At 62.9% G+C, this 22,463-nt stretch carries 21 protein-coding genes and 1 riboswitch; of the genes, 3 read left to right on the top strand and 18 right to left on the bottom strand.

Annotated elements, in window-relative coordinates; genetic code table 11:
• The first annotated feature begins 24 nt into the window (after positions 1–24).
• A complete protein-coding gene (locus ACMUJL_RS12605; protein WP_375573734.1) occupies positions 25–1,656 on the top strand; it encodes a GMC family oxidoreductase in 1,632 nt (543 codons plus the stop codon).
• Positions 1,657–1,661: 5 nt separating this feature from the next.
• On the opposite strand, the gene ACMUJL_RS12600 is transcribed toward ACMUJL_RS12605, so the two are convergent.
• The 10 genes from ACMUJL_RS12600 to ACMUJL_RS12555 form a co-directional block, all read right to left on the bottom strand.
• Complete coding sequence (locus ACMUJL_RS12600) at positions 1,662–2,519, bottom strand: energy transducer TonB family protein (protein WP_375573736.1); 858 nt, start codon at positions 2,517–2,519, stop codon at positions 1,662–1,664.
• A complete protein-coding gene (locus ACMUJL_RS12595; RefSeq protein WP_375573738.1) occupies positions 2,516–2,923 on the bottom strand; it encodes an ExbD/TolR family protein in 408 nt (135 codons plus the stop codon). The genes ACMUJL_RS12600 and ACMUJL_RS12595 overlap by 4 nt, the downstream gene beginning before the upstream one ends.
• Positions 2,923–3,303 (bottom strand): ExbD/TolR family protein, encoded by a 381-nt coding sequence (locus ACMUJL_RS12590; protein WP_375573740.1) that lies wholly within the window; start codon positions 3,301–3,303, stop codon positions 2,923–2,925. The genes ACMUJL_RS12595 and ACMUJL_RS12590 overlap by 1 nt, the downstream gene beginning before the upstream one ends.
• A complete protein-coding gene (locus ACMUJL_RS12585; protein ID WP_375573742.1) occupies positions 3,300–3,926 on the bottom strand; it encodes a MotA/TolQ/ExbB proton channel family protein in 627 nt (208 codons plus the stop codon). The genes ACMUJL_RS12590 and ACMUJL_RS12585 overlap by 4 nt, the downstream gene beginning before the upstream one ends.
• Positions 3,927–3,986: 60 nt before the next feature.
• Positions 3,987–4,655, bottom strand: a complete 669-nt coding sequence (locus tag ACMUJL_RS12580; RefSeq protein WP_375573744.1) for an adenosylcobinamide amidohydrolase — start codon at positions 4,653–4,655, stop codon at positions 3,987–3,989.
• Positions 4,655–5,410, bottom strand: coding sequence for an ABC transporter ATP-binding protein (locus tag ACMUJL_RS12575; RefSeq protein WP_375573746.1), 756 nt, complete (start codon positions 5,408–5,410; stop codon positions 4,655–4,657). Before ACMUJL_RS12575 ends, ACMUJL_RS12580 begins: the two co-directional genes overlap by 1 nt.
• Complete coding sequence (locus tag ACMUJL_RS12570) at positions 5,407–6,399, bottom strand: FecCD family ABC transporter permease (protein ID WP_375573748.1); 993 nt, start codon at positions 6,397–6,399, stop codon at positions 5,407–5,409. Before ACMUJL_RS12570 ends, ACMUJL_RS12575 begins: the two co-directional genes overlap by 4 nt.
• A complete protein-coding gene (locus ACMUJL_RS12565; protein ID WP_416914296.1) occupies positions 6,396–7,178 on the bottom strand; it encodes an ABC transporter substrate-binding protein in 783 nt (260 codons plus the stop codon). Before ACMUJL_RS12565 ends, ACMUJL_RS12570 begins: the two co-directional genes overlap by 4 nt.
• Before the next feature lie 71 nt (positions 7,179–7,249).
• Positions 7,250–9,169, bottom strand: a complete 1,920-nt coding sequence (locus tag ACMUJL_RS12560; RefSeq protein ID WP_375573752.1) for a TonB-dependent receptor plug domain-containing protein — start codon at positions 9,167–9,169, stop codon at positions 7,250–7,252.
• Positions 9,170–9,300: 131 nt separating this feature from the next.
• Positions 9,301–9,510, bottom strand: a riboswitch (cobalamin riboswitch).
• Positions 9,511–9,609: 99 nt separating this feature from the next.
• Positions 9,610–10,797: a PLP-dependent aminotransferase family protein gene (locus ACMUJL_RS12555; RefSeq protein WP_375573754.1), complete on the bottom strand. Its 1,188-nt coding sequence runs from the start codon at positions 10,795–10,797 to the stop codon at positions 9,610–9,612.
• Between the two features lie 118 nt (positions 10,798–10,915).
• On the opposite strand from ACMUJL_RS12555, the gene ACMUJL_RS12550 reads away from it, so the two are divergent.
• On the top strand, positions 10,916–11,929 hold the full coding sequence (locus ACMUJL_RS12550) for a serine hydrolase domain-containing protein (protein ID WP_375573756.1): 1,014 nt from the start codon (positions 10,916–10,918) through the stop codon (positions 11,927–11,929).
• Between the two features lie 30 nt (positions 11,930–11,959).
• Here the strand turns inward: ACMUJL_RS12550 and gyrB are convergent, their stop codons facing one another.
• The 8 genes from gyrB to mutM all read right to left on the bottom strand — a co-directional run bounded on the left by gyrB (position 11,960) and on the right by mutM (position 21,602).
• Positions 11,960–14,377: a DNA topoisomerase (ATP-hydrolyzing) subunit B gene (gene gyrB, locus ACMUJL_RS12545; protein WP_375573758.1), complete on the bottom strand. Its 2,418-nt coding sequence runs from the start codon at positions 14,375–14,377 to the stop codon at positions 11,960–11,962.
• A 77-nt stretch (positions 14,378–14,454) separates the two neighbouring features.
• Positions 14,455–15,075, bottom strand: coding sequence for a LysE family translocator (locus tag ACMUJL_RS12540; protein WP_375573760.1), 621 nt, complete (start codon positions 15,073–15,075; stop codon positions 14,455–14,457).
• 39 nt (positions 15,076–15,114) lie between these two features.
• Complete coding sequence (recF, locus tag ACMUJL_RS12535; RefSeq protein ID WP_375573762.1) at positions 15,115–16,218, bottom strand: DNA replication/repair protein RecF; 1,104 nt, start codon at positions 16,216–16,218, stop codon at positions 15,115–15,117.
• Between the two features lie 40 nt (positions 16,219–16,258).
• Complete coding sequence (gene dnaN / locus ACMUJL_RS12530) at positions 16,259–17,377, bottom strand: DNA polymerase III subunit beta (protein WP_375573764.1); 1,119 nt, start codon at positions 17,375–17,377, stop codon at positions 16,259–16,261.
• A 194-nt stretch (positions 17,378–17,571) separates the two neighbouring features.
• Complete coding sequence (dnaA, locus tag ACMUJL_RS12525) at positions 17,572–18,936, bottom strand: chromosomal replication initiator protein DnaA (protein ID WP_068290895.1); 1,365 nt, start codon at positions 18,934–18,936, stop codon at positions 17,572–17,574.
• A gap of 518 nt (positions 18,937–19,454) precedes the next feature.
• Positions 19,455–19,718, bottom strand: coding sequence for a 30S ribosomal protein S20 (rpsT, locus tag ACMUJL_RS12520; protein WP_068290893.1), 264 nt, complete (start codon positions 19,716–19,718; stop codon positions 19,455–19,457).
• A 191-nt stretch (positions 19,719–19,909) separates the two neighbouring features.
• On the bottom strand, positions 19,910–20,686 hold the full coding sequence (locus tag ACMUJL_RS12515; protein WP_375573767.1) for an enoyl-CoA hydratase: 777 nt from the start codon (positions 20,684–20,686) through the stop codon (positions 19,910–19,912).
• A gap of 64 nt (positions 20,687–20,750) precedes the next feature.
• Positions 20,751–21,602 (bottom strand): bifunctional DNA-formamidopyrimidine glycosylase/DNA-(apurinic or apyrimidinic site) lyase, encoded by an 852-nt coding sequence (mutM, locus tag ACMUJL_RS12510; RefSeq protein ID WP_375573769.1) that lies wholly within the window; start codon positions 21,600–21,602, stop codon positions 20,751–20,753.
• 108 nt (positions 21,603–21,710) lie between these two features.
• Here mutM and ubiE point away from each other — a divergent pair, with 108 nt between their 5' ends.
• On the top strand, positions 21,711–22,463 hold the full coding sequence (gene ubiE, locus ACMUJL_RS12505; RefSeq protein ID WP_068290884.1) for a bifunctional demethylmenaquinone methyltransferase/2-methoxy-6-polyprenyl-1,4-benzoquinol methylase UbiE: 753 nt from the start codon (positions 21,711–21,713) through the stop codon (positions 22,461–22,463).

Below are 22,463 nucleotides of genomic sequence, written 5' to 3'. Positions count from 1 at the left end.
ACCATGTCAGGGAGGGGCGGCACGATGGGCTTTGATTATGTGATCGTTGGCGGGGGATCTGCCGGATCAACCCTTGCATCGCGTCTGACAGAGGACCCGAACGTCACCGTCTGCCTGCTGGAATCCGGGGGATCGGGCAAAAGCCTGCTGGTGCGCGCACCTGCTGCTGTTGTTGCCGTGCTGCCGGGGCGGCCCAAACTGGGCAACTGGGCCTATGAAACCGTGCCGCAACCCGGCCTGAAGGGGCGCAAGGGGTATCAGCCGCGCGGCAAGGGCCTGGGTGGATCCTCGGCGATCAATGCCATGCTTTACGTGCGCGGGCATCGCAAGGATTATGATGGCTGGGCCGATCAGGGCTGCAAGGGCTGGTCATGGCAAGAGGTCCTGCCCTATTTCCGCCGGGCCGAGAACAACGAACGCGGGACAAATCCGGATCACGGCGGCAGCGGACCGCTGCAGGTTTCGGATCAGAAAAGCCCCCGTCCGATCACCCATGCCTTTGTCGAGGCTGCAAGCCAGATGCAGCATCGGCTGCGCGACGACTTCAACACCGGCGAAACAGAGGGCGTGGGCCTCTACCAGGTCACCCAATATCATGATGCGGCCCGCAACGGCGAACGCTGTTCGGCGGCGGCGGCCTATCTTCACCCGGTCATGCACAGGCCGAACCTGACCGTTCTGACCGGCACCCATGCAACGCGGATCCTGTTCCAGGGCAAGCGCGCCACCGGCGTCAGCTATCGGCAGGGCCGGGAGGACAAGAAGGTGGAAGCCCGACGCGAGGTGATCCTTTGCGGCGGTGCGTTCAACTCGCCGCAGCTATTGCAGCTGTCCGGCGTTGGCCGCGCCGAGGACATCAAGAAGCACGGCATCGCCATGGTGCACGAACTGCCGGGCGTCGGACAGAACCTGCAGGATCACCTTGATTTCATCCTCGCCTACAAATCGAAGGATACGGATAATTTCGGGATCGGTCTGACAGGCACCGTCAACCTGCTCAGGCACATGCTGCAATGGCGCAAGGACGGGACCGGCATGATTGCAACCCCCTTCGCGGAAGGGGCGGGTTTCCTCAAGACCGACGCGGCGCTGGATCGCCCGGACATCCAGTTGCATTTCGTCATCTCGATCGTGGACGATCACGCCCGCAAACTGCATCTGGGCTATGGGTTTTCCTGCCATGTCTGCGTGCTGCACCCGCATTCGCGCGGCGCGGTGTTCCTGCAATCCGCCGACCCGATGGCGGCACCCGGCATCGACCCCCAATACCTGTCCGATCCGCGCGACCTTGAAACGATGATCAAGGGCGGAAAGATGACCCGCGCCATCATGCAGGCCCCCGCCATGGACAGGTATCGGCACAAGGAACTCTTTCTGCCGGACAGCCTGACGGACGCGGAATGGGAGGATCACATCCGCAGCCGGGCCGACACGATCTATCACCCGGTCGGCACCTGCAAAATGGGCACGGACCCCCTTGCCGTGGTCGATCCCGAATTGCGGGTACACGGGCTGGACGGGCTGCGCGTGGTCGATGCCTCGGTCATGCCGACACTGGTTGGCGGCAATACCAACGCGCCCACGATCATGATCGCCGAAAAGGCCGCCGACATGATACGCGGGGCGCGCGCCACCGCCCGTGCGGCCGCGCGCTGACCTCGTCAGTCGAAGCGCACCGGCAGGCGGAAACTGTAGGAGGGATCGGTCAAGGCCGCAGGCGCCGCCGGGACCGGTCCGGCCTTTTGCACCGTGCGCAGGGCAATCTGATCCAGCGATGGCTGGCCCGAGGACTTGGCGATACTGACATTCTGGATCACCCCGTCGCGCCGAACCGTCATCAGGACGGTGACGGTTCCGCGGCCCGATCCCTGTGGCCTGGCCCGATCAATACGGTTACGTATCTTTCCGCCCCATTCCGCCAGCAATGACTGACGCGCCCCGGTGGTCAGCGTGGCCGTATCCGATGGCCCGCTTGTTCCACGCGCAGAGGCCGCACCACTGCCCGCTGCGGTTCTGGCAGGCTGGCTGGCCTGCGCAGGCTGCGGCGAGGGTGCAGCCGCCGTGGCGGATGCCTTCGCCTTTTCACGCGGCGCAGGCTCCGGTCGTGCCTTTGGCCGGACGGTCGCAACCGGCGCGTCTTGTGCAACCGGTGGCTGGTCCGGCTGCGCAGAGGATATGTCGGACAGCGGACGATCCGGCGCGGGCGGCAACGCCAGGGCCGGCCGAAGCGGCGCAGCAGGGCGCATCTGCGGCACAGGCATCGGCACGGGCATGGGCGGTGCATCCGCAATGGGCGGCGCAACCGGCGGCAAGGCCGCCGGCACAAGCTGATCCACCACGGGCGGGCGATCCCAGACGGCAACCATATCCGACAGGCTGGCCGAGGCGGATACCACGGTCACAAGCGCATCACCCCCGGAACCGGCGCTCTGGCTGCCTTCGGGAAGGCCCTGGAACGCCGCCACGTGAAGCGCCAGCGCCAGCCCCGCAAAGCCCGTGAATTCGAACAACCCCTTCATCTGTGGTTCACCGTCAGGTCAACGTCACCGACGCCAGCCGCCGCCAGCCGCGCCAGAATGCCCGCAAAAACCGCGCCATCCAGCCCTTCATCCGCCCTCAGAACAACGGTATCCGGGCGATCATCCCCGGCCGACATCAAGGCCGCGAATGCGGCATCCCCGCGCAGATCGCCATAGGCCATTTCTCCATCCGCAGAGACATGCAGCACCACCGGGCCGGACGGATCGGCGCTATCCTGTGCGCTCGCGCCCGGAAGGGTCACATCGAACGGATCCGGCGGCGCGATGGTCGCGCTCATGAGGAAGAAGATCAGCAGCAGGAAGACGACATTGATCATCGGCACCAGCGCCTCGGCAGGGGCCCGGCGTCGGCGCGCGCCTGGTATCCGGAAACGGCCCCGCATCACGGCAGCACCGCCAGCGCGGTAAAACCCGCCTCGCGCAGCGCCGTGATGACCGCAACAAGATGCTGCAATTCGGCCCCGTCGCGTGCGCGCAGAATGATCGTATCCGTGGACTGCGCGGTCAATCCGGCCAGGTCGGCCAAAAGGTCGTCCATGCTGCGATCGACACCGTTCAGCCGCTGGCCTTCGGGCAGCACGTCGATCAGGCGGGGCGGCCCGGAATAGGCTTGGCCCGCGCCGCCAAGCATCAGGGGCACCTGCGCCTCCTGGCCAAAGCGCGACGCCAGCATGAAGAACACCAGCAGCAGAAAGACCACGTCGATCATCGGGGTCAGGCTGGGCTGGCGCCGTGGCCGGGGGCTGTCGATGGTAAAGATCATGACCCCACCTGCCGCGATGGATCGCGGATCAGCAATCGGGTCACCGCATCCTCCAGATCGGCTTGCAGCCCGTCCGCAAGGCTTTCGAACCAGACAAGCGCAACACCTGCCGGAATGGCGACCGCCATGCCCGCCGCCGTGGTCAGCAGCGCCTCCCATATGCCACCGGCAAGGATCGTCGGATCGGCCTGCGCGCCCGAGGTCTGAAGCGCCTGAAACGCCGTGATCATCCCAAGAACCGTTCCCAGCAGGCCCAGCAAGGGCGCGATGGTCGAGATCAGTTCGAACGCGCGCAAACCGCTGCGGGCCTCGGCCAGTTCACGCCGCGCCACACGCAGGATGTCATCGCGGGCAGCGTCACGATCAAGTCCTTTGTCACGCAGGGCACGCATGGCATGCCCCAGCACGCGGGACCGCACGCCGCGCGGCCTGTCCAGCATCGCAACCGCCGCACCGGCATCGCCCGATAGCCACCGGGCAACGGCATCATCAGCCTGCGCGCGCTGCCACATGCCGCCAAGCGCCAACCGCCAGACCTTCCACAGGATCAGGGCCAGCGTCAGCACGGACAGGACCGCGATGATCCACATCACGACACCGCCGCGCCCGATAAGACTGGTCATGAGACCCAGGTCCATCATCTTGCCACCGCTTTCCCATGTCCGCACATGCGGATCCACCGTTCAGCCAAGATCATAGGGTTTTCCCCCTGTTTCGGCGATCCATTGATCCGCACCCGCGCGCACAGCAGCATAAACCGCTGCGGCAATCGCCTTGCCCTGCGGCGTATGAAGCCCGCAAAACGGCATTTCACCGGCAGGCGCCGCGACAACAATGCAATCCGTGCCAGTACCGGTGGCAGGACCATCCAGCGACATCGCGCCGGACTCGAGCACCGCTGCCGTCCTTGCCGCGCTTGCAATGCTTTGCGCCTCGATCAGGCCGACATCATCAAGGGGCAGGTCGATCATGACGGCGATATTGATCGTGCCGTAACCGGATCGCGGCGCATCGCTGGGGGACATGTCGTCTCCGGCGCGTTCGGCATTCGACAGCCCCACGGTTGCCACGGCCTGTGCGCGCACCGTCCCGACCACGCGTTCTGCACGGCTGAACGTCGCGATCTTGCGCGATGTCAGCATGGCCACGGCATCGGCCATGCCGCGCGCCGCGCATTCCTGCTTCAGCCAGGCCAGCACATCGAAATCTTCCGTCAGGTCGGCATTGCGCACCTCGCGCCACAGGATGTGACGCGCCGTCGTCAGCCCGCCGCGATGCGGTGCCCAACTGATCAGGCGCATCTCTTGCCCAAGATCCAGGGTAAGCCAGGGATGATCGAGGCACAGCCGCATCAGAGCACATCCATCGGCTGAAACACCGGCCCCATCGGGCTGTCCTGACGCCAGATCGAAACGCCAAAGACCTGCGCCACAAGTTCAGGCGTCAGAACCTCGTCGGGTTGACCATCGGCAACGACGCGCCCTTGATGCATCAGAACCAGCCGCGTGCAATGCCGCGCGGCCAGCCCCAGGTCATGCAGGGACACGACCACCGCCCGCCCCTCGCGCGCCAGTTCCGCAAAGACCTGCATGGTCGCGATCTGCTGCGCCGGATCAAGGCCGGCAATCGGTTCATCCGCCAGAAGAAGCGGTGTCTGTTGCGCCAATGCGCGCGCGATCAGCACGCGCCCCTGTTCACCACCCGACAGATGCGTGGCGATGCGCTGCCGGAACCCGTCCAGACCAAGGCGATGCAAGGCCTGCTCGATCGCATCCCGGTCCGTGGCACTGATCGTGCCACCGCGTGGCAGATGCGGCACACGCCCAAGACTGACCAGCGTTTCGACATCGACCGGCCAGGCGATCTGGCGGGATTGCGGCAGAAAGGCTGCGGCGCGCGCACGTTCGGGGGCGCTCATCCTGGCAAGACTGGACGTGCCCTTGAAACGCTCCAGCCCCAGCGCCGCCCGCATCAGGGTTGTCTTGCCCGCCCCGTTCGGCCCGATCAGGCCCACGCATTCGCCCGCACCGACCGACAGGTCGACGTGATCGACGACGGGGCATTCGCCACGCAGCACAGTCAGCTTTTCGATGGCAAGCAGGGTCATCGGATCTCGCCCCGCGTCTTGTAGATCAGGTGCAGGAAGAACGGTGCACCGATGATCGCCATCAGGACCCCCAGCTTCAGATCGCGATCCGGCAGGATCAGGCGCACCGCAAGATCGGCAGCCAGTACCATGACCGCCCCCCCCAGCGCCGAGGCCCACAGCAGCGCCGAAGGCCGCGCCCCCACGAAGGGCCGCAACACATGCGGCACGACCAGACCGACAAACCCGATCGCGCCCGCCACGGCGGTCGCCGCCCCCACGCTTGACGCGATGCCAAGCACCAGAAACATACGTGTCCGTATGCTGGAGACTCCCATCGTCACCGCCGCATCCTCGCCCAGGGTCAGGACATCCAGCGCGCGCCCAAGTGACAGCATCAGGACCCAGCCGATCAACATGAACGGAAGCGCGACCAGCACATGATCGAATGACCTGTCCGACAACGACCCCATCATCCAGAACACAACCTCGCTTGCCGCGAAAGGGTTGGGCGAAAGGTTCAGAACCAGTGTCGTCATCGCCCCCGCCAAGGCGCTGACCGCGATACCGGCAAGGATCAGCGTCAGGGATGATCCACGCGGGCCGGCCAGCAACAGGATCAGCAGCACAGCCGCCAGGGCACCAGCCAGCGCCGCCAGCGGCAGCGCCAGCCACCAGGCGGCAACCAGACCGGTCTGCAAGGCCATCACGGCCCCCAGCGCGGCAGAGCCGGATACCCCGATCAATCCCGGCTCGGCCAGCGGGTTGCGCAGATATCCCTGCATCGCAGCCCCGGCCAGCCCAAGCGAAGCACCGACAAGAACGGCAAGAATCGCACGGGGCAGGCGGATCTCGCGCATCACGAGGGTCGCGGCCTCGCCCTGACCCAGAAAGAGCGCGCGCAAGGTGTCGGCCATGCTCAACCCGGCCGGACCGATCAGGATCGACATCCCGAACAGGGCAAGACACAGAAAGATCAGGACAAGGGTCAGGGGGGTCCGCAGGCTCATTGCATACGCCTCCGTATGTCAACAAGCCGCGCAACCGCACGCAGCACCAGCGGGGTGCCGCAGATCCATTCCGCATCGGTCAGCGCCGCACCGTCCTGACGCGCACGCAAGCTGCGCAAGGCGGGATGGTGCAACACCTCTTCGGCGCGCGACGCACCCGGATAGACCTGCCCCGACACCACCAGATCCGGCATCAGCAGCACCAGCTGTTCAAGCGGCACGGACCCGGCAAAGGTCATTCCGGCATCCACCGTGACATTGCTCAGACCCGCGGCAATCAGGATTTCATGGGCCAGCGACTTGTCGCCCGAGGTGTAATTGTTGGCATAATGCAGCAAGGCCGAAGGCACCGGCCCGCTGTCCGCTTGCAACAGGGCCAGATCGCTGTCGAACCGCGACACCATGGCCTGCGCCTGATCTTCCCGCCCAAGGACCGCGCCCATCGTGAGGATGTTGGACCGGATCGCGTCGAAATCCCGCTCCAGCGGGAATTGAACGACCTCGACCCCCAGACGCCGCAACAAGCCCACCGTATAGGGGTCACTATAGACACCGGCCAGAACAAGATCGGGGCGCAGCGCAAAGATCTGTTCGGCCTGTGCGTGGTTCACGGGATATTTTTCGGCCTCCGCAACCATCGGCGATGCCAGCGGATCCAGCGCGATATGCGAGACCGAGATCAGCTGCCCCTCATCCGCCAGCATCATCGCCAGCTGATCGGTGCAAAGGTTCATCGACACGACACGGGCAGGTGCATCGGCCTGCGCCGCGCCTGCCATCAAAAGAAGCGTGCAAGCCACCTGCACCGCCAGATTGGGGCGGCGCAGGGGCCTTGCGTATGAACGACGTCCTACCACTTGCCCTGGATGCCGACATAGATTGTTCTGCCGCGCGAGGCGTAGCCCCAGCTTTCAGAATAATCCTCGTCGAACAGGTTCACGACCCGCCCGGTCAGCGCCAGGTTCTCGGTCAGATCATAGGATGCCGACAGGTTGACAGTCGTGAAATCCGGCAGTCTCTCGGTGGTGAAACCGCCGAAGAACTGCGTGTCGAAACTGCCTGAAACATGGCGCAGATCCGCTGTGACGCTTCCCTTGCCCCCAAAGGTTTTCAGGGTCGCACCCAGCCCAAGCTCATGTTCCGGGCGACGGGTCGCAGGCGCGCCCGAAGGGGTTTTTGCATCAAGATAGGTATAGGCAAGACGCAGGCTCAGATCTTCCGTCGCCTGCAACGAGGCGCTGACCTCCACGCCTTCGCGCGGGCTTTTGCCCGCAAGGTTCACATAGCATGTCGTTGCAGCACCTGCGCTTGGCGTACATGTGCCCCCCGGCCCCGCAACACCGGCCGTGTCCGAAATCGCATCCGTCAGCTCTTCGTTGAAATAGGTCACGTCGATCAATCCGCGACCCTCAAGGAATGCCGCTTCGATGCCGATGTCGAAACCGCGATTCTGCTCGGGCTTGAGCGCGGTGTTCGAGATGTAGCCGAAGGACCCCCCGAAGTTTTCAAAGAAGTTCGGGTTCACGACACCCGTTCCCGCCGAAGCATGCAGCCGCAGGCCGGTATCGGGTATCCGCCAGGACAGACCGACGTTCCACGTGGTGAAATCCTTGAACGTATCGTTCATGTCGTGGCGAACGCCCGCTTGAATATCCAGACCGCCATCAAGGAAAGCGCGGTATTCAAGGGCGATCGATGTGCTTTCACGCCGGGTCGTGGGCACGAAAGTCGTCGATGTCTCTTCTCGCACATCTTCGACCAGAAGGTTCAGCAGTTGCCGCGCATCGGCCACGCGCTGACCGTCCAGCGAAAGGCTTGCCCGGTACTTGAGGCTGCGGGTCTCGCCATCAAGGTCATAGGTCCCTTGCACCGCATCCTCGCTCGATTGGTCAAACCGGCTCAGCGAATAGGACAGGTTGTGCGAAAGACGTCCATCAAGCATCTCGTACTCGGCATAGACGCGGGCGGTGATCTCCTCGCGTTCGCTCAGCGCGTCGCGCTCGTCCACCACGTATTCATCCGCCGTCGTCGCGGTAAAGCTGTTGACGTCGTAGTCATAATCTTCGTCCGAACGGCGAATGTTGAAGCCGAAGGTCAGATCGTCGGTCGCCTTCCAGTCGCCGGTCAAGCCAAGCGTGGTGCGGCGTGTGCCATCCTTTTCCCCGCCATCGCCCGAGGCATCAAAGCCCTCGTCGTCAAACCGGCTGAAGGTCAGGCCAAGACCCATGCGCTCGGTCCGCTGCGAGACATACCCGGAAGCCGAGTAACCGTTTCCAGCCTCGACCGCGCCGCCATATTCGACACCCTGCTGCGGGCTGCGCGTGATGATGTTGATCACCCCGCTTGAGGCGTTGGAGCCATAGAATACGGATTGGGGTCCGCGCAGAACCTCGATCCGGTCGATATTCGCGGTCTCGAGACCCGAGAGGATGTATTCTTCGCCGCCGCCGCCAAGCTCGACACCATCCACAAGGATGACCACGTTGTTGCTTTCACCGCCACGCAGACGAACCTGGGTATAGTTCGCGCCGACGCTGGACACCGACACGCCCGGAACGGCACGCAGGGCATCCTGAACGCTGCGCAAGCCACGCTCCTCGATATCATCGGATGTGATCACACTGACCGTGCGGCCAAAGGCATCCGCCACGAAAGGCGTCAGGCCGCCCGAAAAAACGATCTCATCCAGTTCGATGATCGGCGCATCCTGCGCGACAACGGGGGCGGTGCCTGCCAGCAGGATTGCCATCAGGGAAAGGGGGTATCTCATCTTGTTCTCCGTAAACGCCCCGAAAGGCGTGACCAAATCCAGTATGTGTCATTGGAAGGAGAGACTCCTCCGCAGACGGTGCGCATGCCACCACTACGGAAAAACCGTTATCCACGACGCACCCCGCGTCCGGATAGGGTGATCATTCTGGCAGGTCTCCTGACTCGCGGGTCAAAGCTTGGCCGAGTCTTCCCAGGGTTCGCTCCCCAGTGACGTGTTTCAGCGTCGCTCACCGCTTACAGTTGCGGGGGCAGTCCCGGATTTGTCACCTTGCGGTCACGCACCGGATTCCCATTTTAACCGGACGGATACCCGCCCGGACCAGAACAAGTTTTGGGTAACCATTATCGAAAGGAGTCGCAACAGATTTCTGGAAACACGAAACTGGTGCCAGATAGGTCTTCCAAGGGGAAGGTCAAGGACAGTTGTCGCGAAAAGGTCTAACCCCCGGCCTTGATCGCCTTGCCAAGCGCGGCAATGCCGGCGCGGATCCGGTCCTCGGACTGGGCGGAATAGTTGATGCGCGCATGATTGGGCTGTTCATGCACCGGAAAGAAGGTGGCACCCGGCACATAGGCCACCCGCGCCTGCGGCAGCGCCACATCACGCATGAAGGCAGTGGCATCGAATCCTTCGGGAAAAGTCGCCCAGGTAAACAGACCGCCCTCCGGGTCCGTCACGGTCACATCCTGCGGGAAATGCTGACGGATCGCGTCCAGCATCACCTCTTTCTTCTGCCGGTAGCTGCGCCGGAGCATCGCGATATGGGCGTTCAGATCGTAGCGATCCAGAAAAAGGCTGGCCGCCGCCATGTTCAGGGTCGAGGTCTGGGTATCCGCCGCGACCTTCAGCAGCGCCATCTTTTCCAGAAGTTCCGGCGCGGCGACGGCCCATCCGATCCGCAGACCCGGCACAAGGACCTTGGAAAAGCTACCCAGATGGATCACCCGGCCCTGCGTATCCAGCGATTTAAGCGTGGGCAGGGTTTCGCGCGCGAAACGTATGTGGCGATAGGGGGTGTCTTCCAGCACGATCACATCATGCCGGTTGGCCAGTTCGATCAGACGCTTGCGGCGCTCCAGCGACAGGGTCACGCCGGTCGGGTTCTGAAAATCCGGCACCGTATAGATCATGCGCGCACGGGGATTGGCCGTCAAAGCCGCGTCAAGCGCATCCATCCTCATGCCGTCCGCATCCATCGGTATCGCGACATAGCGCGGCTGGCTGGGGTTGAAGGCGATCAGCGCGCCAAGGAAAGTCGGGTCTTCGGTCACGATGACATCACCCGGATCGACCAGCATCTTTGCCGCAAAATCAAGGCCTTGCTGCGATCCTTGCAGGATCAGAACATCCTCGGGGCGGCAGTCGGTCCCATCCGCGCGCATCAGGTCCGCGATCTGTTCGCGCAGGCGCGGCAAGCCGTCCGAGGGGGCATATTGCATCGCGGCCCCGCCGGGCGCGCTGATGACATCGCGAAACACCTGCTCGAGTTGGGCGGCGGGGAACAGGCTGGCATCCGGATACCCACCCCCGAAGGAAATGATCGAGGGGTCAGCCCCCAGCGCCAGAAGTTCCTTGATGGCCGAAGGTTCGACCTTTTCCATCCTCTGCGCGAAATGGGGTGACATCCGCTTCTCCATCGGTTCTGCCCGTTCAAGGGATACATAAATGCCGCCTGATGCAAGCGGATGCGCCTTCACGGTTTTCTGACTGGCACAGGCGGGTCTTGGGCATAGGTTGGTCGACATGAGCAAACATTCCGCCCCCATGACCCGCCGCAGCATGATGACCGCAAGTGCTGCCTTGCTGGCAAGTCCCGCGTTGGGGCAGGCCGATCCATGGCAGGCCGTCGCGGACCGGGCGCGCGCGTTGGAGCAATGCCATGCCCTGATGATCAGCATCCGCGGATCGCAGGTTCTGGCCGCGCGATTCCGGGGTCCGGGGCTGGATCGGGCCGTTCCTGTAAAATCCGTGTCCAAGACGATCGTTGCCGCGCTGACCGGGGCTGCACTGGATCGGGGCGAGATTCCAGACGTGACCACGCCGCTGGCCGAGATTGCGCCGCGCCTGATTCCGGCAGGGGCCGATCCGCGTGTCAGGACGCTGACCATCGAGAACTTTGTGACCATGCAGGCCGGGCTGGAACGCACATCGGGGCAGAATTACGGGTCCTGGATCAGCAGCCGCGATTGGGTCGCGGACGCGCTGTTGCGCCCTTTCGTGGCGGAACCGGGTGGCCGGATGCTGTATTCCACGGGAAGCTTTCATGTGCTGGGTGCGGTTCTGGCCGAGGTCGGCGGCGCCAGTCTGCTGGCACTGGCCCGAAGCCGTCTTGGCAAACCGTTGGGAATCGAGATTCCGGCATGGACCCGCGATCCGCAAGGTCGCTACCTGGGCGGCAACGAGATGGCTCTGACCCTTTCAGACATGGTCCGGTTCGGCGAGGTCTATCTGTCCGGCGGTGTCTGGGACGGTGCGCGCGTCTTGAGCAGTGACTGGGTCGCGGCCTCGTTGCGGGCGCGGACAAGCTCGCCGTTTTCCGGTCTTGATTACGGCTATGGCTGGTTTCTTGGCCGCGCCGGAGGGCAGGACTATGCGCTGGCGCGCGGCTATGGCGGGCAGGTGATCTGCATCGTGCCGGGGCTGGAACTGTCGATGGCCCTGACATCGGACCCGACCCGCCCGGCGCGCAGCCAGGGCTATTTCGGGGATATCATGCGCCTGATCGAAGAGGCCGTGATCCCGGCCGCACAGATATGAAAAAGGGGGCTTTCGCCCCCTTTTCGATCTTCAGAAATCCAGGTTTTCGACGTTCAGCGCGTTCTGCTGGATGAATTCGCGCCGTGGTTCCACCACATCGCCCATCAGCTTGGTAAAGAGGTCATCCGCCTCGGCCATGTCGTCGACCTTGACCTGCAACAGGGTGCGCGCTTCGGGGTCAAGCGTGGTTTCCCACAGCTGTTCGGGGTTCATCTCGCCCAGACCCTTGTAGCGCTGCAGCGACAGACCCTTTTCGCCCTCTTTCAGGATGGCATCCAGCAGGTCCAGCGGGCCGTGGATCGCCTGCGACCGATCCTTGCGGATCAGCTTGGCGGGCAGGGTATAGACCTCGCGCAGCGCAGCACTCATCTGGCCCAGCTTGCGCGCCTCGCCAGAGCGCAGAACCTGACCATCCAGTGTGCGCACCTCTTCGACACCGCGCAGGACGCGGGACAGGCGGATACCGTGATCCTGTGTGATGCGGCCGGTCCAGCCGCGTTCGTATTCCACCGCGATCAGGTCAAGCCGCTTGGCGACGGCATCGGCCACGCCTTGCAGATCGGCATCGGCGCGACCCTGCGCAAAGGCTTCGGCAATCGCGGCCTGTTCCAGGATGTGACGCGGGTAATGCGTTGGAAAGGCTTCCAGAATCCGGCGAACCTGGCGGGCTTCCTCGACGATGCGGACCAGATCCTGACTGGTGATATCCTCGCCGGATCCAAGCCGCAGAACGGCCCCTTCGGTGCCTTGGTCGATCAGGTAATTCTCAAGCGCGGTCTGGTCCTTCAGATAGACCTCGGACTTGCCGCGACCCACCTTGTAGAGCGGCGGTTGCGCGATATAGAGGTATCCGCCTTCGATCAGCTGCGGCATCTGGCGATAGAAGAAGGTCAGCAGCAGGGTGCGAATATGCGCGCCGTCCACGTCGGCGTCGGTCATGATGACGATCTTGTGGTAACGCAGCTTCGAGATGTCGAATTCATCGCGTCCGATCCCGGTGCCCAGCGCCATCACAAGGTTGCCGATCTCCTGGCTGCCCAGCATCCGGTCGAACCGGGCACGTTCCACGTTCAGGATCTTGCCGCGCAGGGGCAGAACCGCCTGGGTGCGCCGATCCCGACCCGTCTGGGCGGAACCACCGGCGCTGTCCCCCTCGACCAGGAAAACTTCGGTCTTGGAGGGATCCTTTTCCGAGCAATCCTTGAGCTTGCCGGCCAGATAGTTCACGTCCATCGCCGTCTTGCGCCGGGTCAGTTCGCGCGCCTTGCGGGCGGCTTCACGCGCCAGCGCCGCCTCGACGATCTTGCCGACGATGATCTTGGCCTGCGCCGGGTTCTCTTCGAACCATTCGGCCAGCTTTTCGTTCACAAGGTTCTCGACCGCCGGACGCACTTCGGAGGACACAAGCTTGTCCTTGGTCTGGCTGGAGAATTTCGGATCGGGCACCTTCACGGAAAGCACGCAGGTCAGGCCTTCGCGGGCGTCATCGCCGGTAAAGGCCACTTTCTCGCGCTTGGCGATCCCGCTGGACTGGGCATAGTTGTTGATGGTCCGGGTCAGCGCGCCACGGAAACCCGCCATATGGGTGCCGCCATCGCGCTGCGGGATGTTGTTGGTGAAGGGCAGCACGTTTTCATGGTAGCTGTCGTTCCACCACATCGCGACTTCGACACCGATCCCGTCCTTTTCGCCGGTCATGTAGATCGGATCGGACATGATCGAGGATTTCGACCGGTCGAGGTATTTCACGAATTCCCGCACGCCGCCTTCGTAGAAGAGTTCGGTCTTGAGGGGTTCTGCCGGACGCAGGTCTTCCAGGATGATGCGCGCGCCCGAGTTCAGGAAGGCCAGTTCGCGCAGGCGTTTTTCCAGAGTCTCGAATGAATATTCGAGGTTCGAGAAGGTCGTGGTCGAGGCGAGAAAGCGCACCTCGGTGCCCTTTTGCCCGTTGGCATCGCCCACCACGCGCAGATGTTCCACGGTATCGCCACGCTCGAACCGGGCGTAATGTTCCTTGCCTTCGCGCCAGATCCGCAACTCCAGCCAATCGGAAAGCGCGTTCACCACCGAGACACCCACGCCATGCAGACCGCCGGACACCTTGTAGGAGTTCTGGTCGAATTTGCCGCCCGCGTGCAGCTGGGTCATGATGACCTCTGCCGCCGAAACGCCTTCGCCCTCGTGAATGCCCACCGGGATGCCGCGCCCGTTGTCGCGCACAGACACGCTGTTATCGGGGTGAATGATCACATGGACATGGTCGGCATGACCGGCCAAAGCCTCGTCAATGCCGTTGTCCACGACCTCGTAAACCATGTGGTGCAGACCCGAGCCATCGTCGGTGTCGCCGATATACATGCCCGGCCGCTTGCGAACGGCCTCCAACCCCTTGAGAACCTTGATAGAATCCGCGCCGTATTCCTCGGGGATCTTTTCGTTGTCGGACATTCCGCCAATCCTTCTTGATTTCGGGATTTTATACGAAACCTTGGGGGGAATGTCACGTCATTGCCCCATATTTTGCGCTAGACGAAGGGGATTATCAGCCCCACGAGGCACAGAAGGATTCCGGCCACGACATTGACGCGCCTGAGGGCCGCGGGCGAGGTCAGAAGACGCCGCGCCCGGTCCACCGAAAGCGCCATCAAAAGGTTGCCCATCAGGGGGATCGCACATGAAATGGCAAGGATCGCGGCGACATCCGCCCAGGTGATCTGCGTCAGGTCGAAGAAACCGGGCAGAACGCCCATGTAGAACAGCACCGCCTTGGGATTGCCGATGATGACCGCGACGCCCGCCATGAAACCGGCCCAGCGGCCCGGACGTGTCAGGCGGCTGTCGGTGCCGATGGTATGGCCGGCATGGCGGATCAGCATCGCACCCATGAACAGGAACATCCCCGCCGCGACATAGCGCATCACGGTCATGAAACCGTCGAAGACCGATACGATCCAGGCGACGCCAAGGATTGCCAGCAGCGGCCACAGGATATCGCCCAGCACCACCCCAACCACCAGAGGCCAGGCCGAGGCAAAGCCGCCAGACAGCGCACGCGCCGTGAGCGCCACCCAGACGGGACCGGGTGTCAGGAACAGGATCAGGATGGCACCTGCATAAAGCAGCAGATCGGCGGGCGAAGCGGTCATGGTGGGGCTTTCGGAAGACACGGCGGATACCGTGCCGTCTTATCGCGCCGAAATCACCGATGTTCCAGCCTCTTCCGTCACCTCGTACATCTGCGCGCGCGTGGCGATGGTATCGAAAAGCTCGGGCCCGGTGCCGGTCATCCAGGCTTGTGCGCCCAGCGCGCAGATCTCGTCGTAAAGCGCGGCCCGGCGGTTGGCATCCAGATGGGCCGCGACCTCATCCAGCAGCAGCAGCGGCGGCGCGCCGAAGTCACGCGCAAGGCCGCGCGCATTGGCGAGGATCAGGGATACCAGAAGCGCCTTCTGCTCACCCGTGGAACAATCCGACGCGGGCACACCCTTGGCGGCATAGACCGCGTAAAGATCGCTGCGGTGCGGCCCCACAAGACTGCGCCCGGCGGCCAGATCGCGAAACCGGCTTTCGCGCAGTGCATCCAGCAGATCGGATTCGGTGTCCGGCATGCTGCCTTCGGTCTGTTGCAGGTCAAGCTCTGCGGCGGGAAAGGCGGTTTCGGCCTTGTCCTGCGCTGCGCGCAACAGGTCCAGCACCGCAAGACGGTTGGCATGGATCGCGGCCCCGGCGCGGGCCATCTGCGCCTCGATCGCGCCATACCAATGCGTATCGCGGACCTGATCCTTCAGCAGGCGGTTGCGCTCGCGCATGGCCTTTTCATAGGTCAGGCTGACATCCGCATGATCGGGCAGGAAGCTCATGGTCATGCGATCCAGAAACCGCCGCCGCCCTTCTGCCCCTTCGATCCAGAGCCGATCCATCGCGGGGACCAGCCAGAGGACACGGGCAATCCGGCCAAGGGCCAGTTGCGTGGCCGCCTTGTCATCGATCGTGACCTGCCGTGCAGCCCCTTCTTCGGACCATACGGCGACCTCATGCACCTGATGCAGGCTGCGCAGGATGCCGGTGATCTTCCAGCCCAGCGATTCCGGACGCCGCGCCATATCCGCGGCACTGGCCCGGCGCAGACCGCGGCCGGGCGAAAACAGCGATACGGCTTCCAGAAGGTTGGTCTTGCCCGCGCCGTTCGGCCCGTAAAGCGCCACAGGCCGGCCATCCAGTGCCAGGTGACCGCCGCGATGCGAGCGGAAATGCGACAGGGTCAGTTCGGTCAGAAAGAGGCCAGACACGCCCCGGCCTTTCGTTTTTCAGGACAGCGCAGTGCGCCCGTCACACCCGCATCGGCATGACGACATAGACCGCCGACATGTCATTGCCTTCGCGCATCAATGTCGGATCGCCAGCCGAGTTGAACATGAAAACGGCATTCTCGCGGTCGACCTGGCTGGCGATTTCCAGCAGGTACTTGGCGTTGAACCCGATTTCCAGCCGTTCGTCCCCATAGGCGACGGCCAGCTCTTCCTCTGCGGCGCCGCTGTCGGGCGCGTTCACGGACAGAACCAGACGGTCCTCGTCCAATGAGAGTTTCACGGCGCGCGACCGTTCGGACGACACCGTGGCCACACGATCGACGGCGGCCGCGAAGTCGCGCGCGTCAACCTCAAGCCGGCGCGTGTTGCCCTGTGGGATCACGCGGGTGTAGTCTGGGAAGGTTCCGTCGATCACCTTGGAGGTCAAGGTGATGTCCGGCGTTGCAAAACGCACCTTGGTTTCGGACACTGATACCGCGATCTGCGTATCATCGTCATCCAGCAGCTTGCGCAATTCGCCCACGGTCTTGCGCGGGACGATCACGCCGGGCAGCGCCTCGGCGCCGGCCGGCAGCGGCGCGTCGATCCGGGCCAGACGGTGCCCATCCGTCGCCACGCAGCGCAGCACCTTGCCGCCTTCGCCATCGGCCACATGCATGTAGACGCCGTTCAGGTAATACCGGGTCTCTTCGGTCGAGATGGCGAATTTCGACTTGTCGAACAGCCGCCGCAGCACACCCGCCGGGGCGCTGAAATTGCTGGCGTAATCCGACGAGGCCATGACCGGGAAATCTTCCTTGGGCAGGGTCGCCAGGTTGAAATGCGAACGGCCCGCCTGCACGCTGAGCCGACCCGCGGCGCTGTCATCGGACAGGGTCACCAGCGATCCATCCGGCAGCTTGCGAACGATCTCGTGCAGCATGACGGCCGACACGGTCGTCGATCCGGCGCGTTCGACCTGCGCGGGGGCCTTGTCCAGCACCTCGATGTCAAGGTCTGTGGCGCGGAAGGTCACGGTATTTCCTTCGGCTTCGATCAGCACATTGGCAAGGATCGGAATGGTATTGCGCCGTTCGACAACCGATTGCGCCTGCGACACGGCTTTCAGAAGCGTTCCGCGTTCGATGCTGAGTTTCATTCCGTCGCTCCTATCCGCTACCGGCCTTGCGCCCTGGTCGCCCAGCGATGCCGGGATGGGCAAGGTATCCCAAATACCTGCCCACTCAAGGCTTTTCTTGCGTTTTCGGGTGGAAAATGAGGGTCGTCAAGTGCCGAGAGACCGGCTTGGATACAAAAAGCCCCAAGTCGGTCTGCCAAGGCGATGAAACAGGCTCAGGCCTCGAGCGTGCGGCGCAGCATCTCGATATCTTCGGCGATCTGCCCATCCTGAATGCGCAGTTCCTCGATCCGGCGCACGCCGTGCATGATCGTGGTGTGATCGCGCCCGCCGAACCGGCGCCCGATCTCGGGGAGGGAGCGGCTGGTCAGTTGCTTGCACAGATACATCGCCACCTGGCGCGGACGCGCATAGCTGCGCACACGCTTGGGCCCGATCATGTCGGACAGGCGGATATTGTAATGCTCGGACACGCGGCGCTGGATTTCCTCGATCGTGATCTTGCGCTCGGAGGCGCGCAGGACATCGGCCAGGCAATCCTGGGTCAGTTCCATCGTGATCTCGCGGCCGACAAGGCTGGCGAAGGCATAAAGCCGCGTCAGCGCGCCCTCAAGAACACGCACATTGGTGCTGATCCGATGCGCCAGGAATTCCAGAACCTGGTTGGAAATCTCGAGCCCCGGATATTGCAGGCGGTAGGCATCGACCTTGGATTGCAGGATGCCGAGACGCAATTCGTAATCGGTGGGGTGCAGGTCAACGACCAGGCCGCATTGCAGGCGCGACTTGATCCGGTCCTCGAGGTCCTTGATCTCGCCGGGGGCGCGATCCGCGGAAATGATGATCTGCTTGTTGCCGTCCACAAGCGCGTTGAACGTGTGGAAGAATTCTTCCTGCGTGCTGTCCTTGCCGGCGATGAACTGCACGTCATCCACCATCAGCACATCGACCGCGCGGAAGATCTGCTTGAAATCCATCATCTTGCGGTCACGCAGCGCCTGCACGAAACGGTACATGAACTGTTCCGCCGACAGGTAGACGACGTTCAGGTCGGGCCGCTTTGTCTGCAGCTCCCATGCGATGGCGTGCATCAGGTGGGTCTTGCCAAGACCGACGCCCCCGTAAAGGAACAGGGGGTTGAACGTGACCGGCCCGCCTTCGGCCACGCGGCGCGCGGCGGCATGGGCCAGCTCGTTCGGCTTGCCCACCACGAAACTGTCGAAGGTGAAGCGCCTGTCCAGGGGTGCGCCGGGCAACTGGTCCGTTGAAAGCGCGGCCACGGGGGCGGCTTCGGTCAGGGGGGCAGGCACCGATTCGACCGCCGGGCGTTGCGCGGAATTGGCCGCAACGCGGAAATTCACGCGGCGCACAACCTGGCCGGATTCAGTCAGCTGATGCAGAATCAGGTCACCGAAATTCTGCGCAACGTAGTTGCCCAGAAAGTTGGTCGGGACATGAAATGTGGCGACACCCTCAGAGATATCGGAAAACTCCAGCGGCTCAATCCAGTTGGCATAGTTGTTCTTGCCTACAGTGCCGAGAAGTTTCCGCTGCAGCTGTCCCCATTGTTCTTTCGTCATTCTACCCCAAGTCCCACCTGTTCAAGTCCCGCAACATCACAAGACCCCGGGTTCATGACATACAAAGGGCGTGATCATTGCCGCAGTGACAATGATGCAAGACCCGAAATTCATGACCGATCAGCACATCGCGCCTGGCACGGAAACGGCATCCTGTCCCATAGGATGACGAACACGCACTCGCACACACAATGCACATTCAGAAGGACCTGGTTCACCGCATCCGCAGTGTCCGGCAGTCAGATTTGAAGCCATGCCCAATCATGGCTTTCTCCTCTGTTCACCGAAGCCGATACACCTTGAAAACAAGGCATCTCAGCACCCCTGTCCCCCCAGGGCGAAGTGACTCGCAGAGTGAAATTACCAATTGCCGAGAAGCCTAAGCAACCGAACTATGACCTTGACTCACGCTTTTCGAAAAAGAATCTCTCGGGCCCGTGAAGATGCCCATAAAACGCAAAAAAGCGCCGCCCGGCGGAACCGCGGGCGACGCTTTTTGACTCAATCAGTTAGGTGGTTCAGCCCAGTGCTTTGACCCGTGCGGCCAGGCGAGAGATCTTCCGGGCAACGGTGTTTTTGTGCAACACACCTTTGGTGACGCCACGCATCATTTCGGGCTGGGCAGCCTGCAGCGCTGCGGCGGCTGCGGTCTTGTCACCGGATGCGATGGCTTCTTCGACCTTGCGGATGAAGGTACGGATGCGCGAACGACGGGCTTTGTTGACGGCGAAACGGGCTTCGTTCTGACGGGCGCGTTTCTTGGACTGGGGCGTATTAGCCATGATGTTTTCCCACTTTCCGGGTCAGTTGAATATCTATCACGCAAAAGGCCCGGACCGGGTTTCATCAACCGGCTGATTCTGACCAGAGCGGGTCTCACGCGCATGTAGCGGGGTCCTTACGGGATTTCGCACCGCTTGGAAACCGCAAAAACACAAGGGGCCGACGTGTTCGCGGCCCCTTGGCTTGTTCATTACTTGTCGCGGAACTGCGGTGTGCGCTTTTCCATGAAGGCGGCCATGCCTTCTTTCTGGTCTTCGCTGGCAAAGAGCGAATGGAACACGCGGCGTTCGAACAGCAGGCCTTCGCGCAGGGTCGTCTCGAACGAGCGATTCACTGCTTCCTTGACGACCATGACGGTGATCATGCTTTTCTCGGCGATCTTCTGGGCGGCGCCCATCGCCTCTTCCATCAGCTTTTTCGCGGGCACGACGCGCGACACGAGGCCCGCGCGCTCGGCCTCTTCGGCATCCATGAAGCGCCCGGTCAGGTTCATGTCCATTGCCTTGGCCTTGCCGATCGCGCGGGTCAGGCGCTGCGTGCCGCCAAGACCCGCAACGACGCCCAGGTTGATCTCGGGCTGGCCGAACTTGGCGGTGTCGGAGGCGATGATGAAATCGCACATCATCGCCAGTTCGCACCCGCCGCCCAGCGCATAACCAGACACGGCCGCGATGATCGGCTTGCGCACGCGCAGGATCTGTTCGCTTTCAGGCGTGAAGAGGTCACCCGCAAAGACATCCACAAAGGATTTCTCGGCCATCATCTTGATGTCGGCCCCGGCGGCAAAGGCCTTTTCCGAACCGGTGATGACGATGCAGCGCACCTTGTCATTGTTCTGGCACCCGGTCAGCGCATCCGCAAGCTCGCGCAGCAGCTGGTCGTTCAGCGCGTTCAGGGCCTGCGGGCGGTTGAGCGTGATAAGGGCGACGTGGTCTTCTACTTCGACGATGATCGTCTCATAGGCCATGAATTCTGCTTTCGCTTGTTTTCGACAGACCCGATTGAGTATCAGCTTGGTCGCGCGGATCAAGTTATCTTTGGCATTGGGGACAATAGAAGGTCGACCGCCCCGATTGCACGATGCGCGCGATGGTCGCCGTACAGCCAGCCGCGCGGCAGGGTTCGCCTTCGCGGCCATAGGCATCGAAGCTGTGCTGGAAATAGCCCAGTTCGCCATCGGCCTGCCGGAAATCACGCAAGGAGGAGCCGCCCGCCTCGATCGCCTCGGCCAGCACCTGACGGATGATCGGAACCAGTGCGGCAACACGGGTTGCGGCAATCTGCCCTGCCTTGCGACGCGGCGAGATACGCGACCGGAACAGCGCCTCGCAGACATAGATGTTGCCCAGACCCGCCACGATCCGCTGATCCAGAAGCGCGGATTTCACCGGCGTGTTGCGCCCCTTGAAGGCCGCGACCAGGTAGGGCTCGCTGAAATCGTTGCCCAGGGGTTCCGGCCCGATCAGCGCCAGCAGTTTGTGCTGCTCTGCCGTGGCAGTCTCAAGCAGGTCCATCGCGCCGAAACGGCGCGGATCGTTGAAGGTGATGCGCGCGCCATTGTCCATGTCGAGCACGACGTGATCGTGTTTTTCCACCGCCGGGTGATCATGCACGAAGCGCCCCAGCGGATCGCCCGAGACCAGCATCCGCCCCGACATGCCGAGGTGGATCAAAAGGGTCTCGCCACTATCAAGATCGGCCAGGATGTATTTCGACCGGCGCCGCAGCCGCAGCACCCGGCGACCTGTCAGACGCGCCGCCATGTCGGGGGGGAATGGCCAGCGCAGATCCGGGCGGTTCACACGCGCCTCTGCGATCACCTGCCCTTCCATCACCGGGGCAAGGCCACGGCGGACGGTTTCAACCTCGGGCAATTCGGGCATGGGGCGACCTTATGGGCATGACTGCGACGATGAACGCGACAAGGGGCGCATTGCAGCCCCCTGCCCGCGCCCTATAAGAAGGATGAGAACAAGGAACGGCAAGGCCAGATGGACGAGCAAGACAACAGAACAACGCATTTCGGGTTTCAGGATGTCCCGGAGTCGGAAAAGGCCGGGCGTGTCCGCGGCGTTTTCGGCTCTGTCGCGTCGAAATACGATGTGATGAACGATGTGATGTCCATGGGCATCCACCGTATCTGGAAAGATGCGATGATGGATTGGCTGGCCCCGCGCGCCGGCACTAGGCTGCTGGATGTGGCGGGCGGTACGGGCGACATCAGCTTTCGCTATCTCAAGCGCGCCGGATATGCCCATGCCACGGTGCTGGACCTGACCGAACCGATGCTGATCGAAGGTCGCAAGCGCGCCGAGGCCGAGCAGATGGCCGGGATGCTGGATTGGGTCGTCGGCGATGCGATGGCGCTGCCCTTCGAGGACAACACCTTCGACGTCTACACGATTTCCTTTGGCATCAGGAACGTGACCCGCCCGCAGGAGGCCCTGAACGAGGCGTACCGCGTTCTCAAGCCGGGCGGACGGCTGATGGTGCTGGAATTCAGCCAGATCCCGAATCCGGCCATGCAATGGGCCTATGACCGCTATTCCTTCAACGTGATCCCGACGATGGGCAAGATCATTGCGAACGATCGCGACAGCTATCAGTATCTTGTTGAATCCATTCGGAAGTTTCCTGACCAAGAGACATTTCTTGGCATGGTGCGCACTGCCGGATTCGAGCAGGCCAAATACCGCAACCTGAGCCTGGGGATCGCCGCCCTGCATTCCGGCTGGAAGATCTGA

It is taken from the genome of Seohaeicola sp. (genome assembly GCF_048006315.1).
Lineage (GTDB): Bacteria > Pseudomonadota > Alphaproteobacteria > Rhodobacterales > Rhodobacteraceae > Seohaeicola.
Note: the sequence above shows the minus strand (reverse complement) of the source record. Positions and strands in the feature narration are given on the sequence as shown.